Here is a 13,418-nt window from a genome sequence, read left to right on the forward strand (position 1 = left end):
GTTCCTACGCGCCGCTCGACTTGCCGCGCAAGGGCGCGGTGGCGGCGGACCAGATCCGGCCGATGGCTCTTGTCACGGCCGGGACATTCATCAGGATGGTGCCGGCCACGAGGCAGAACATCACAAAGCTGATCGGGCGCGTAAAGAAGGGTGACAGATCGCCGTCCGACAGCGTCAGCCCGCGCCGCAGATTCTTGTCCAGAAGGTCGCCCAGCACGATGCCGAGCACCAGCGGCGCCATCGGGTAGTTGAGCTGCCGCAGGATGAACCCGATAATTCCGAAGGCCAGCATGACGTAGATGTCGAAGAAGCGCGACGCGATCGCAAACGAGCCGACCGTGCACAGCACGAACACCACCGGCATCACCAGCGTCCGCGGCACCTGCAGGATTTTCACCAGCACTTGCGTGAGCGTCAGACCGTAGATCAGGATGCCGATGCTCGCGAACAGCATCATCGTCACGACGTCGTAGACGAATTGCGGGTTGTTCACCATGATGAGCGGGCCGGGCTGCACGCCATGGATCAGCATGGCCGCGAGCAGCACCGCAGCCGGCGCCGATCCCGGCACCGCGAGCGTCAGCACCGGGATCACCGCGCCGGGAATGCAGGCGTTGTCGCCGGTCTCCGCCGCCATCAGCCCTTCGACCGAGCCCTTGCCGAACTTCTCCTTCTCCTTGCTGGCGCGCCGTGCCGCCGCGTAGGAACTCCAGGCCGCAACGTCTTCGCCGACGCCCGGAATGATGCCGATCCCGGTACCGATCAGCCCCGAACGGATGATGGTGCGCCAGTATTGGACCACGTCGCGGAGACGGGGCAACACCGCATCGAAGCTGTTGACGATGATTTTCGGCGGCCGGTCCTTCATCACGGTCAGCACTTCGGCAAAGCCGAAGGCGCCGACCAGCGCCGGGATCAGCGCGATGCCGCCGGACAGGTCATGGATACCGAAGGTGAAGCGGTCATAGGCATACATGCCCTCCTGTCCGATGGCGGCGACGAAAAGCCCGACAAAGCCGGCGATCCAGCCTTTCAGCGGGTCGTTGCCGGTGAGATTTCCGGAAATGACCACGCCGAACAACGCAAGCCAGAAGAACTCGTAAGCGCCGAATTTCAGGGCCACCTCGCCGAGCACCGGCGTGAACAGCGCGAGTCCCAGCATCCCGATCCAGGTGCCGAGTACGGACCCCGTCGTGGCGATCCCCATGGCGCGGCCCGCGAGCCCCTGGCGCGCGAGCGCATATCCGTCGAGGCAGGACGCCGCGGAGGCGGGCGTGCCGGGAATGTTGAGAAGAATGGCGCTGCGGCTGCCACCATAGATCGCGCCGACATAGGTGCAGATCAGGATCAGCAGCGCGATGTTCGACGGCAGCGCGATGGTCAGCGTCGTCATCAGCGCGACGCCCATGGTCGCGGTCAGGCCCGGCAGCGCGCCGATGATCAGCCCGACAAGGCATGACCCGAGCGCGTAGAGGATCGTGGTCGGTGTCGCGAAACTCGCGATCGATTGTCCGAACAGCAGCAGACCGTCGAACATCGTCGGCTCAGGGCAGGCGCACCAGGAACAATTCCTGGAACACATAGTGGATGGAGCCGCCGCAAATCAGGCCGAAGACCGCGGCGTAGGCAGCACCGCGCAGCAGCGTGCCGGCGGCCTCGCGCTCCTCGAATTGAAATACGAAGACGAATGTCGCGATGAAGATGGCAGCCGCCAGCCAGAACGGCAGGCCGCTGCCCAGCAGGCCGAGCGCAAAGGCGAGGCAGAGCGCCACGGCGCTCAGGATCCGCCAATGCGCGCGCGGGCTGAACCGGGGAAGCTGCGCCTCGCCCAATGCCCCGGCTCGGATCGATCGCAGGATCAGCAGCACGCCCATGATTGCGATCGCAATCCCCAGCAATGCGGGTACCAGGCCGGGCGCGGTATAGATGGTCGCCTGCAGATGCGTCAGGCGATCCATCTTCCAGCTCAGGATCACGATGCCGATTGCGAGCGCGAGCCACACGCCGCCGGAAAGCAGGTCTGCGAAGGGCGATGGTTTGCGGTCTTCCAAAATGGTCCCCCGTCATTCCGGGCCGCGAGCAACGCTCGCGAGTCCGGAATCCAGCCACGCATCAGAGCGACTCATTTCTGGATTCCGGGTTCGCGCCTCTCGGCGCGCCCCCGAATGACCCTCTTCAGCTCAGTGTCCGACCAAACCTACGGCTTGGCAATCCCGACGGTATCGGGCGATACCTTCGACTTGCCGGCCGCGTGCAACTGCCAGGCGGTCGACTGGATCGCCGGCATCGCGGCCTTCACGGCATCGTCGCCATAGACCGGAGCGAACTGCGCGCCGTTTGATCCGGCATATTTCTTGACGCTTGCCGAATTCGCGATCACGTTCTTCCACACCATGTCCATGGTCTCGCGGACATTCGCCGGCACATCCTTGTGGATGAAGATGCCGAAATAGTTGGCGTCCGGCTTGAACCCGGCAACCGACGCGGTCACCGGCGGAATGGTGCCGTAGCCTTCCAGTTCCAGCGGCTTGTCGGACAAGACCGCAAGCGGGCGCAGCCGCTTGGCGCGCAGCATCGCTGCCTGCTCGACCGCGAGCTGGGACGTGACCTCGGTTTCGCCGGAGACGGTCGCATTCACGGCCGGGTTGCCGCCGTCATAGCTCACATGCTTGTAGGTGAGGCCGAGCGCGCGGGTGAAGGCCTCGATTGCCGCGTGTCCCGACGAATTGATGCCCGCGGTCGCCACCGAAACGCCGTTGGGCTTGGCTTTCATCGCATCCACGAGGTCCTTTGCGGACTTGTACGGTGTGTCCGGATTGACCCCGAGCACCGACACGTTGACGACGCTGAGATAGGGCCGCCAGTCGGTAAACTTGGTGTCGAGCAGCCCGCTGACCGCATAGGTGCCGATGTCCTTGGCGGCGCCGGCCGTCCAGGTATAGCCGTCCTTCGGCGCCTCGAGCGCGCTCTTGGTTCCGATCGAACCCGATGCGCCACCCTGGTTGACGATGACGACCTTCTGCCCGAGTGCTTTTTCGATTTCGATCGCGGCGACGCGCGTTACCTGGTCGGTGGAGCCGCCCGCGGCCCATGGCACGATGATGGTAATCGGGCGTTCCGGCTTCCAGGGATAGTTTTGCGCGGATGCGGCACCGGTCAAAGCCAGGGTCGCAGCAGCAAGGAAGGTTGTTGTTCGCAGCAGCATCTGTCGTTCCTCCCATGAACGTAAGTGGCCGGCTTTTGCCGGTTGTTGTTGAAGGTCGCGGGGCTGTCGTCGCCCGGGCATCTGCCGAACTCGAACGTTCCGCTAAGTAACCATCTGGTTACAAGTGCACCATGCCGGGGTGCGAAGCGTCAAGAGGGAAACGATCGGGCAACGCGGTGCATGTGCCCTCACGGCCTCAGATAGCCCAGAACGACGTCCTCGATGTGGCGGCCGCGTTCAGCCAGTGCCTGCTCGTGACCGAGATCGCGGCCAAAGATTGTGGACAGGGTGAACCGGTTGGACATGTAGAAAAATCCAAGCGAAGCGATGGTGATGTAGAGCTGCACCGGGTCGACGCCCTCCCGAAACACCTTCGCCGTCACGCCCCGCGCCAGCAGGGCTGAGATGATGCCGATCAGCGGCGAGTGCAATTCGCGGATTTTCTTCGACGTCTTGAGATGCCGGGCTCGGTGCAGGTTTTCGGTGCCAAGCAGGCTGAGAAATTCCGGATGCTCGTTGAAATAGTTCCAGGTGAAGGCGACCAGTTCGCGCATGGCATCGACTGGGTCGCGATCGGCCAGATGCAGCCTGATCTCGGCATTGCGGATATCCGCATAGATTTCTTCGAGAACCGCGAGATAGACCCCGTTCTTGTCGCCGAAATAGTAATAGATCATCCGCTTGTTGACGCCCGACCGTTTCGCGATCTCGTCAACGCGCGCTCCATTGAGCCCGTGGGTGCTGAATTCCTCCATCGCGGCGGCGAGGATCGCCGCGCGGGTGCGCTCGGGATCGCGCTCCCCAGGCGGGCGGTGGGGCGGACTGGCTTTCGAGGGGGAGGGGGCGTCCATCACAGGCACGATAGCGTCATTCCGGGACGACGCGAAGCGCATGAGGTCGCGGCATGCACCATGCGCTCCCTCCCCCTGAAAGGCGGAGGGTTGGGGAGGGGGTCGGATGCGCAATTGGGCTCAAGAAAATTGACCCCCACCCGACTGCCTCGCTTTCGCTCGGCAGTCGACCTCCCCCTTTCAGGGTGAGGTAAGGGCGCCGCTCGCTACCCCGCATTGCCGCGGGCCGCATGCTTGCGCAGTTCCAGCTTCGCCACCGTCTCGCGATGCACCTCGTCGGGTCCATCCAGAATGCGGATGGCCCGGGCGCGCGCATAGGCATAGGCGAGGTGGAAGTCCTGCGACAGGCCGCCGGCGCCGCAGATCTGGATCGCCCGGTCCACGACCTTCTGTGCCATGTTCGGCGCCACCACCTTGATCATGGCGATTTCGGCGCGGGCCGCCTTGGTTCCGACCTCGTCGATCATCCTTGCCGCATGCAGCGTGAGCAGGCGCGCCTGATCGATCTCCATGCGCGACTCGGCGATCCAGTGCCGCGTCACGCCTTGATCCGCGAGCGGCTTTCCGAAAGCGGTCCGGGTGAGCGCGCGCTGGCACAGGGTTTCGAGCGCGCGTTCCGCAAGCCCGATCGTGCGCATGCAATGATGGATGCGCCCGGGTCCGAGCCGGCCCTGCGCGATCTCGAAGCCGCGGCCCTCGCCGAGCAGGATGCTGGACACCGGCACCCGCACATTCTCGAACAGAACTTCGGCGTGACCATGCGGGGCATCGTCATAGCCGAATACCGAGAGCGGCCGGATCACCTTCACGCCCGGCGTGTCCATCGGCACCAGCACCATCGATTGCTGCCGGTGCGCGGGTCCGTCCGGATCGGTACGGCCCATCACGATCGCGATTTTCGCGCGCTTGTCGGGAGCGCCGGTGGTCCACCATTTGCGCCCGTTGATGACATAGCTGTCGCCGTCGCGCCGGATCTCGGTGCGGATATTGGTGGCATCGGAGGACGCGACGTCGGGCTCGGTCATGGCGAAGCAGGAGCGGATCTCGCCATCCATCAGGGAGGGAAGCCAGCTCTGCTTCTGCGCCTCGTTGCCGTACAGGATCAGCGTTTCCATGTTGCCGGTGTCCGGCGCCGAGCAGTTGAAGCTTTCCGGGCCGATCGGCGAACGTCCCATGATCTCGCACAGCGGCGCGTATTCGAGATTGGTCAGCCCTTCGGCGTAGTGCTTCTTCGGCAGCCAGAGATTCCAGAGCTTCGCCGCTTTCGCCTTCGCCTTCAGGTCGGCGGTGACCGGTAGCTCACTCCAGCGATCCTTCGCCTCGGCGAGCTGGCGCTCGAACACGGGCTCCGCCGGATAAACGTGCTCCTCCATAAATGCCGTCAGCCGCCTTGCGATATCCTGCGCGCGGGGTGACGGCTGCGGGAGCATGGTCAGTCTTTCCCGCTCAGCGAACCGAAGCCCTTGCCTTCGTTCGCAAGCCGCTTCAGGAGCGGCGCCGGCTCATGTTTCGGGTCGCCGGCCTGTCTGGCGAATTCGGTCAGCCGGTCGCGGATATAGGGCAGGCCGATCTGATCGGCATAATACATGAGTCCCCCGCGCCAGGCCGGGAAACCGTAGCCATAGACCCAGATCACGTCGATATCGCCCGGCCGCTGGGCGATGCCTTCTTCAAGAATACGCGCGCCTTCGTTGATCATGGGGAAGAGAAGCCGCTCGGTGATCTCGTTGCGGCTGAGCGCGCGGCGCGCAATGCCGAGCCGCTGCGAGGTCGCGACGATCAGCGCCTCGACATCGGGATCAGGCTTCGGCGTGCGGTTGCCTGCCTCGTAGAGATAGAAGCCCTTGCCGGTTTTCTGGCCGAAGCGGCCCATCTCGCAGAGCTGGTCGGCGATCTCCGCGCGCGCGCCTTGAGCCTTGCGCATGCGCCAGGAAATATCGAGGCCGGCGAGATCGCTGACGCCGAACGGGCCCAGCGGGAAGCCGAACGCGGTGAGCGCGCCGTCGACATCCTGCGGCAGCGCGCCTTCAAGAAGGAGACGCTCCGCTTCGGTCGAACGGACCCGCAGGATGCGGTTGCCGACGAAGCCGTGGCAGACACCGACGACGACCGGCACCTTGCCGATCTTGCGCGCGATGCTGATGGCGGTCGCCAGCGTCTGCGGATCGGTATCGGCGCCGCGCACGATCTCCAGCAGTCGCATCACGTTCGCGGGGCTGAAGAAATGCATGCCGAGCACGGATTGCGGCCGGTCGGTGAAATGAGCGATCTCGTTGACGTCCAGGTAGGAGGTGTTGGTAGCGAGCACGGCGCCGGGCTTGCCATTGGCATCGAGCTTGCCGAGCACCTCGCGCTTGACGCCGATATCCTCGAACACCGCCTCGATCACCATGTCGGCGTCGGCGATCTCGCCGATGTCGGTGGTGCCGTGCATCAGGCCGGTGCGGGTCTCGACATCCTCCGCACTCATGCCGCCACGCCTGGCGGAAGCCGCGTAATTCTTGGCGACAAGATCGAGGCCGCGCTTCAGCGCATCGGCGCTTGTCTCGACGATCGTCACCGGGATGCCGGCATTGGCAAAGCACATGGCGATGCCGCCGCCCATGGTGCCGGCGCCGATCACCGCGGCTTGCTTGACGTCGAGAGGCTTCACGTCCTTGGGCAGGTCGGCCACCTTGGCGGCTTCGCGTTCGGCAAAGAAGATGTGGCGCTGCGCCTTCGACTGCGCGCCGTTCTTCAATTCGATGAAGGCGTCGCGTTCGCGGATCAGCGCCTCCGCCACCGGCACGTCGAGGGTCCAGCGCAACGCCTCCAGCGCCTTGGCCGGTGCGTGCAGACCACGCGCGCGCCTGGCATAGGGCGCGGCGAGTTCGTCGAACCTGGCGGGATTGGTGCGGAGTTCCGCGAGCTTGTCGTCACGGTCGCGGGCGCGGGTCAGCGGGCGCTTCTCGGCAACCACCCGTTGCGCAAATGAAATCGCAGAAGACGTGAGATCACCGGCGACGATCTCATCGACCAGACCATAGGACTTGGCATCGTCTGCGCCGATCGGGTCGCCGGACAGGATCATCGCCATCGCCCTGTCCATGCCGATCAGGCGCGGCAGCCGCTGGGTGCCGCCGGCGCCCGGCATCAGGCCGAGCTTGATCTCCGGCAGACCAAGCCTTGTTCCGGCCAGTGCAACGCGGAAATGGCAGCCGAGCGCGACCTCGAGGCCTCCGCCGAGCGGGGTGCCGTGCAGCGCGGCGACCACGGGCTTCGGCATGGCGTCGATGGCTTCGATGACATCGATCGTCGTGGGGCTCACCGGCGGCCGATTGAACTCGGTGATGTCGGCGCCGGCAATGAATGTACGGCCCGCCGCGGCAATGACCACGGCATTGGTCTCCGCATCGTCGCGCGCGCGCCCCAGCGCCTCGACCAGTCCCTTGCGCATCGCGTGATTGAGCGCATTGACCGGCGGATGATTGACGGTGATGACCGCAATCGTACCCTCGCGACCAAACTCGACGACGTCCGGCACAGCAGTTTCCCTAAAGAGTGGCGGGCCTGATCATAACGCGCGGGCAGGCTGGGCGACATGTTTAGGAAGGGGGGCGCGGAGTGTCAAACGGCCGGCAGGAGACCCTGCGCACTTGGCACACGCACTGGCTCGCAGGCACTTGGCGCATGCACTGTCTCGCACATACCTGGCGCATGCACTTGGAGATTGCCGAACCTTCCCCGGGATGTATGGTTCGCCTCCCCGAAAAAAGTTCAGGAACGCACGCTGTGCCCTCACCCCTCGATCAAATCAGGACTTTCACTGCGCTCGGCAACCGCATCCTCGCCAATGAGGGGGTGCTCGATGCCTTCGGCCATGTCAGCATGCGCCACCCAACGAATCCGACCCGCTATTTCCTGTCGCGTTCACGCGCACCGGAACTGGTCGAGCCCGCGGACATTCTCGAATATGACCTCGATTCCAACCCGGTGAAAAAAACCGACCAGCGTCTCTATGCGGAGCGTGTGATCCACGGCGAAATCTACAAGGCGCGGCCCGACGTGATGGCGGTGGTGCATCATCACGCGCCGGCGGTGATGCCGTTCTGCATTTCCGGAGTTGAGCTTCAGCCGGTCATGCATCTCGGGGCGGTTATCGGCCCAAAGGTGCCGATGTGGGACCAGTATGACGATTTCGGTGACACCAACCTTCTGCTGGTAAAGCCGGAGGAGGGCGCCTCGCTTGCGCGCTCGCTTGGCGACGCGCCCCTCGTGCTGATGAAAGGCCATGGCGCGACCGTCGTCGGGTCCTCGATCCAGGAACTCGTGTTCCGCGCAATCTATTCCTGCCGCAATGCCGAATATCAATTCATGGCCAAGGTGCTTGGCAATGTGTCGCCGCTGCGTCCCGGCGAGGTCGAGAAATCGTCGCAGATCAACGCGATGCCCACTGCGAATTTCAGGACATGGGAATACTGGTCGGTGCGTCTCGATAAAGCCGGCGGCGGACTTCCGCGCGCCGGCAAAAAGCGGGTTGGCACGAGCGCCAAGCGTGCTAGCGTTGCGCCGACGAAGTCAAGAAAAGCCAAAGGGAGAGCAAGATGAAGCAGATCGGAGCCGCGATTGGTGCGGCTGTGCTGGCGGCGCTTGTTGCAAGTCCCGCGTTCGCGGAGGACCAGCTCAAGATCGCGATCGGCCAGATCAATAACTGGGAAAACCAGCCACCCACGCTCGGCCAGGACGCCGGTTTTTTCAAAAAACACAATCTCAAGATCGAGGCGGTCGGCACCCAGGGCGCCGGCGAGACCATCCAGGCGGTGATTTCCGGCTCGGCCGATCTTGGCGCCGGCGTCGGCGTCGCTGGCGTGATGCGCGCCTTCTCGAAGGGCGCGCCAGTCCGCGTCCTTCTGCCAGCCTTCACCGGCACCGGAGACCTATACTGGTACGTCAAGGCCGACTCGCCGATCAAGTCGGTGAAGGACATTACCGACAAGAACACCATCGCCTATTCAACCTCCGGCTCGTCGACCAACAATCTGGTGCTTGCCTTCGGTCAGGAACTGGGTGTGAAGGCGAAGCCGACTGCGACCGGCGGCCAGCCCGGAACGCTGACCGCGGTCATGAGCGGGCAGATCGATATCGGCTGGGCGGCTCCGCCCTTTGGCGTGAAGGAGTTGAAGGAGGGCAAGATTCGTATGGTCATACGCGGTAGCGATGTCCCGTCGCTGAAGGGGCAGACCGTGCGTACGATCATCGTCAACGCCGACGCGCTGAAGAACAAGAAGGACGCCATCATGCGCTTCGTGAAGGCCTATCGCGAAAGCGTGGACTGGATGTATTCCGACCCGAAGGCGATCGAGATGTACGCCAAGAAGATCAAGGCGGACGAGGCGATGCTGAAGGGCTCGATCGCGGAATTTCATCCCAAATCGACCATGCAGTCCGACCAGATGGCCGATCTGGACGGGGCTGTGCGGGATGCCGTCAAGCTGAAGTTCCTCGACAAGCCGATGACGAAGGAGCAACTCACCGAGTTCCTGCAAATTCCAGCGCGCTGATCGAAGCCCTGCGACGACGGTGCTACCGCCGCTCTGGCGATGCATCGTCGATCGCGGAGAGCATTTCGGTCCGTCCGTTTGCGGACGCCTGCTTGACCGTCGGCCGCCGGCCGATCTCGCCCAGTTGCTGCTGGCGCTCGACGGTACCCGCCGTCATCAGCGGCTTCACGCCGAGTTCGCGCAGGGTATCCATCACCTCGCGCATCTCCGCCGCCCGCCGGATGCCGTGGCTCACCATGCGTTCGATGTTGTATTCGGACATTTTCTGCCAGTCGATGCCGGGATAATTGTTGTGCAGGGACGCTGCGACCTGATCCGCAACGCCCGCGCGGGAGGCGGCGAGGAAGCACTCCAGCGTCAGCGCCTCGATCCCCTTGATCATCACGCTGCGGATCATCTTGATCGCGGCCGCCGCCCCGACCTCGCCGCCCACGACCAGTGTTTTCATGCCGAGCGTGGCCAGCACCGGTTCGGCTGCCGCAGCGTGAGGTCCGGCGAGCATCATCGGCGACTTGTGACGGGCGGGGTAGATCGCCGAAACGATTGCGACGTCGACATAGCGCGCGCCATTGCCGAGCAGAGCCGCCGTCGCCTGCTTGCGGCCGGGCGAGATGGAATTCACGTCGAGATAGAATGGCCGGCCCGCCAAATGCCCGGCGACCGATTGCGCCGCCTCGTAACTCGATGCGGCGGTAACCGCAGCGATCACGATCTCGGCGTCGTGCACCGCGTCGGCGGCGGAGGACGCCACGCGAACGCCCGATGTCTTTGCCGCTTGGATCAGCGTCGTACCGGCGGACTCGGGAAACAGGATGTCCCAGGCGGCAATCTGCGAGGCATCGTTCTCGCGCAACCCGGCTGCCATCGCCTGACCGGCCTCCCCGAAGCCGATAAACGCAATGCGCGGACTCATGGCTCACCTTTGAGCTTCTTCTGGATGCGGGCGTCGAAGCGATCGACATTGACCACCACGCGCGTGTGCGTGCCGTCGCCGACGCGTTCCTTGTCGTCGAACGCCTCCACCCGGAAGGTGACGTTGCGGCCTTCGATCGTCGTGACCTCGGCGGTCGCCCGCAGCGTCATGCCGACCGGCGTCGCCGCATAGTGACCGACTTCGAGATGGGTGCCGAGGCTCTGATGGCCGGAGGGCAGCAAATTTTCGATCGCGTCTAGCGCCGCCGCTTCCATCGTGTTGATCATGACAGGCGTCGCCAGCACGTGCACGCGGCCGGATCCCACGCGCGGCGCGGTCTGTTCCTCGCCGACGCGGATTTCGGCTTGGCCTTTGAGGCCGGGCGTGAGCTTGGAGAGGTCGGTCATGGGCGGCCCGCGGTGAGAGGATGGGTTATACGCAATTCGCGGATCGCGTATAACCCGGCGCGCCGCTAAAGCATCTCCAAGGCGTACTTCTTCTGCGGCGGCGGGAAGGCGCGGTCGAGAACAGACAGGTCGTCGTCCGAAAGCGTCAGATCGAGCGCGCCGAAATTCTCCCGGACATGGTCCGGTTTCGTCGCCTTCGGAATGACGATTGTCCCGGGTCTCCCGAGCAGCCAGGCGAGCGCCACCTGCGCGGTCGTCGTGCCCTGCCGCTGCGCCACTTCCTTCAGTGCCGCAGCGCCGAGAAGCCGGCCCTGTTCGATCGGCGAATAGGCCATCACTGGAATGTCGCGTGCGCGGCAGAGCGGCACAAGGTCATACTCGACGCGCCGCCGTTTGAGGTTGTAGAGCACCTGGTTGGTGGCGCAGCCGTCGCCGCCCGGCAACGACAGCAACTCCTCCATGTCGTCGGTGTCGAAATTGCTGACGCCCCAGTGCCGGATCTTGCCCTCGCGCTGAAGCTGGACGAACGCGTCCAGCGTGTGTTGCAGCGGCGTCGAGCCGCGCCAGTGCAAAAGATACAGGTCGATCCGGTCGGTGCGCAGCCGCTTCAGGCTGCGCTCGCAGGCCGCAACCGTGTCCTTGCGCGAGGCGTTTTCGGGCAGCACCTTGCTGACGAGGAACAAGCCCTCGCGGCGTCCAGCGATGGCGTCGCCGACAATCTCCTCGGCCTCGCCGTCGCCATACATTTCCGCGGTGTCGATCAGCGTCGCGCCGAGATCGAGCCCGAGTTTCAGTGCGGCGACTTCATCGGTGCGCTTATTCTCGCTTTCGCCCATCATCCAGGTGCCGAGCCCGAACACCGGGATCGGCCCGCCGGAGGGCAGGGACGTCGTCGGGATGACCACGATGCCTAATGGTCCTTGGCCGCGACCGGCGGCGTGCCATGGGTGTGAAACGATTCGATGGTCTTGAGCCCCCACGCCTGGCCCTTCTTGCGCTCGTTCTCGGTCCACACGATCGGCTTCCAGTCCGGCGCGAGGATCAGCCGTGCGCCGGCATTCGCCACTTCGACGCGGTTGCCGCCCGGCTCGTAGACATAGAGGAAGAAGGTCTGCTGGATGGCATGCTTGTGCGGACCGGTTTCGATATGCACGCCGTTCTCCAGGAAGATATCGGCGGCGCGCAGGATCTCCTCGCGGGTGTCGATCGCGTAGGTGATGTGGTGGAAGCGGCCCTTGGTGCCGGTATGATCGCGGGTATAGGCGAAATCGTAGCTCTTGTTGGTCGCGGTCATCCAGATCGCGGCTTCCGAGCCGTCATTGAGGATGATCGTCTCGGTCAGCCGGAAGCCGAGATAGTCCTCGTAGAAAATCCGGTTGGCCTTGATGTCGACCGCGAGCCCGTTCCAGTGATCGAGCCGGCGCACGTTACAGCCACGCGCGGGGAAGCGCTGCGCCTGGTTCTTCAGCGCCGGCTTCTTGTCCGGCGGCGCCTGGTACCATTCGGTCTCGTAATAGAGTTCGACCACGTGGTCGTCGGGATCCTTGCAGACGAAGGTCTTGCCATGGCCGAGATCGCCGTCGGTCCAGCCGATGTCGAAGCCGGAACCTTTCAGTGCGGCGGCGCGCCGTTCCAGCGCCTGCGGGGAACGACAGCGATAGGCGACATGTTTCAGCCCCGAGGTGTTCGATGCCGTCAGCTTGAGTGAATAGAGCTCGTAATCATCCCAGGCGCGCAGATAGACACTGTCGCCCTTCTCGGCGCTCTGCGTCATGCCCAGCACGTTGATGAAGAAATTGCGGCTCTCCTCGAATTTCGGCGTCAGGATTTCGAGGTGGGCGAGGTGGGCAATGTCGAGAATGGGCTCTTTGATCATGGGCCGTCGGGTCGCCTGCGCTTGTTGAACGGCAGCGACCTAACACGCGCGGCACGTCGCGTCGATGGCTGTCATTCCGGGCGCGACCGTCAGGTCGCGAACCCGAAATCCAGGGGTGGGGGATACGGTGGTCCTGGCTCTGAATCCCGGGCCCGCGCCCTTTCAGGCGCGTCCCGGAATGACAGATGTTACTTCGCCTTCAGGAAATCCGTTACCTTGAGAAGCACGAACTCGTTGTCGTCGGCCTTGTTGGGGTCGCGGCTCGACGAGAACGGCAAGTTGTTGTCGTTGCCCACCACGATGTGATCGCCATCGACGATGTCGACATTCTCGATGGTGAAGAACGGAAAGGTCAGTACGCCGTCATTCAGTGCCTTGCGGGCCTTCTTGTCGGGATCGGCGATCTTCATCAGATCGATATGCGCAATCTTGCGCACCGGACCGTTCACGTTCGCATCCGACATCTCGATCTTGTAGACGCGCTTGAACTTGGCGAGATCGTCGAAGCAGTCGGGGCGCTTCTGGCCGGCCGGGCAGGCCTTGTCGGCGGTGCCCTCACCGTTGTCGCGTTCGATCACCAGCGCCTGGGTCGGGCTGATCATGTTGAAATCGCCGATTGCGAGTCC

General features: G+C 64.0%; 13 protein-coding genes. 2 read left to right on the forward strand and 11 right to left on the reverse strand.

What is annotated here, in order from left to right; genetic code table 11:
* Nucleotides 1-4: 4 nt before the first annotated feature.
* The 6 genes from AB7F49_RS23020 to AB7F49_RS23045 all read right to left on the reverse strand — a co-directional run bounded on the left by AB7F49_RS23020 (nucleotide 5) and on the right by AB7F49_RS23045 (nucleotide 7,579).
* Nucleotides 5-1,537 carry a tripartite tricarboxylate transporter permease gene (locus AB7F49_RS23020; RefSeq protein ID WP_428526678.1) on the reverse strand — a complete coding sequence of 511 codons (1,533 nt, stop codon included), beginning with the start codon at nucleotides 1,535-1,537 and terminating at the stop codon, nucleotides 5-7.
* Between the two features lie 7 nt (nucleotides 1,538-1,544).
* Nucleotides 1,545-2,051 carry a tripartite tricarboxylate transporter TctB family protein gene (locus AB7F49_RS23025; protein ID WP_428526680.1) on the reverse strand — a complete coding sequence of 169 codons (507 nt, stop codon included), beginning with the start codon at nucleotides 2,049-2,051 and terminating at the stop codon, nucleotides 1,545-1,547.
* A 146-nt stretch (nucleotides 2,052-2,197) separates the two neighbouring features.
* Nucleotides 2,198-3,205 carry a Bug family tripartite tricarboxylate transporter substrate binding protein gene (locus tag AB7F49_RS23030; RefSeq protein ID WP_428526682.1) on the reverse strand — a complete coding sequence of 336 codons (1,008 nt, stop codon included), beginning with the start codon at nucleotides 3,203-3,205 and terminating at the stop codon, nucleotides 2,198-2,200.
* A 188-nt stretch (nucleotides 3,206-3,393) separates the two neighbouring features.
* Entirely contained in the window at nucleotides 3,394-4,056 is a 663-nt protein-coding gene (locus AB7F49_RS23035) for a TetR/AcrR family transcriptional regulator (RefSeq protein WP_428526700.1), read from the reverse strand.
* A gap of 206 nt (nucleotides 4,057-4,262) precedes the next feature.
* Nucleotides 4,263-5,486 carry an acyl-CoA dehydrogenase family protein gene (locus AB7F49_RS23040; RefSeq protein ID WP_428526684.1) on the reverse strand — a complete coding sequence of 408 codons (1,224 nt, stop codon included), beginning with the start codon at nucleotides 5,484-5,486 and terminating at the stop codon, nucleotides 4,263-4,265.
* A 2-nt stretch (nucleotides 5,487-5,488) separates the two neighbouring features.
* A complete protein-coding gene (locus tag AB7F49_RS23045; RefSeq protein ID WP_428526685.1) occupies nucleotides 5,489-7,579 on the reverse strand; it encodes a 3-hydroxyacyl-CoA dehydrogenase NAD-binding domain-containing protein in 2,091 nt (696 codons plus the stop codon).
* Between the two features lie 248 nt (nucleotides 7,580-7,827).
* Here AB7F49_RS23045 and AB7F49_RS23050 point away from each other — a divergent pair, with 248 nt between their 5' ends.
* Both AB7F49_RS23050 and AB7F49_RS23055 read left to right on the forward strand, forming a co-directional pair.
* Nucleotides 7,828-8,643: a class II aldolase/adducin family protein gene (locus AB7F49_RS23050; protein WP_428526687.1), complete on the forward strand. Its 816-nt coding sequence runs from the start codon at nucleotides 7,828-7,830 to the stop codon at nucleotides 8,641-8,643.
* A complete protein-coding gene (locus AB7F49_RS23055) occupies nucleotides 8,640-9,596 on the forward strand; it encodes an ABC transporter substrate-binding protein (RefSeq protein ID WP_428526689.1) in 957 nt (318 codons plus the stop codon). The genes AB7F49_RS23050 and AB7F49_RS23055 overlap by 4 nt, the downstream gene beginning before the upstream one ends.
* Nucleotides 9,597-9,618: 22 nt before the next feature.
* On the opposite strand, the gene AB7F49_RS23060 is transcribed toward AB7F49_RS23055, so the two are convergent.
* The 5 genes from AB7F49_RS23060 to AB7F49_RS23080 form a co-directional block, all read right to left on the reverse strand.
* The gene (locus AB7F49_RS23060; RefSeq protein WP_428526691.1) at nucleotides 9,619-10,509 is read right to left on the reverse strand and encodes a DUF1932 domain-containing protein; all 891 of its coding nucleotides are present in this window, start codon (nucleotides 10,507-10,509) and stop codon (nucleotides 9,619-9,621) included.
* Complete coding sequence (locus AB7F49_RS23065; RefSeq protein ID WP_428526693.1) at nucleotides 10,506-10,916, reverse strand: thioesterase family protein; 411 nt, start codon at nucleotides 10,914-10,916, stop codon at nucleotides 10,506-10,508. The genes AB7F49_RS23060 and AB7F49_RS23065 overlap by 4 nt, the downstream gene beginning before the upstream one ends.
* Nucleotides 10,917-10,981: 65 nt before the next feature.
* A complete protein-coding gene (locus AB7F49_RS23070; RefSeq protein WP_428526702.1) occupies nucleotides 10,982-11,815 on the reverse strand; it encodes an aldo/keto reductase in 834 nt (277 codons plus the stop codon).
* Nucleotides 11,816-11,826: 11 nt separating this feature from the next.
* The gene (locus tag AB7F49_RS23075; RefSeq protein ID WP_428526694.1) at nucleotides 11,827-12,792 is read right to left on the reverse strand and encodes a catechol 2,3-dioxygenase; all 966 of its coding nucleotides are present in this window, start codon (nucleotides 12,790-12,792) and stop codon (nucleotides 11,827-11,829) included.
* Nucleotides 12,793-12,980: 188 nt separating this feature from the next.
* Nucleotides 12,981-13,418, reverse strand: a 438-nt coding sequence (locus tag AB7F49_RS23080) for an esterase-like activity of phytase family protein (protein WP_428526696.1), incomplete at its 5' end; no start/stop codon positions are given.

This window comes from Pseudorhodoplanes sp. (genome assembly GCF_050250235.1).
In the GTDB taxonomy this organism is placed as follows: domain Bacteria; phylum Pseudomonadota; class Alphaproteobacteria; order Rhizobiales; family Xanthobacteraceae; genus Pseudorhodoplanes.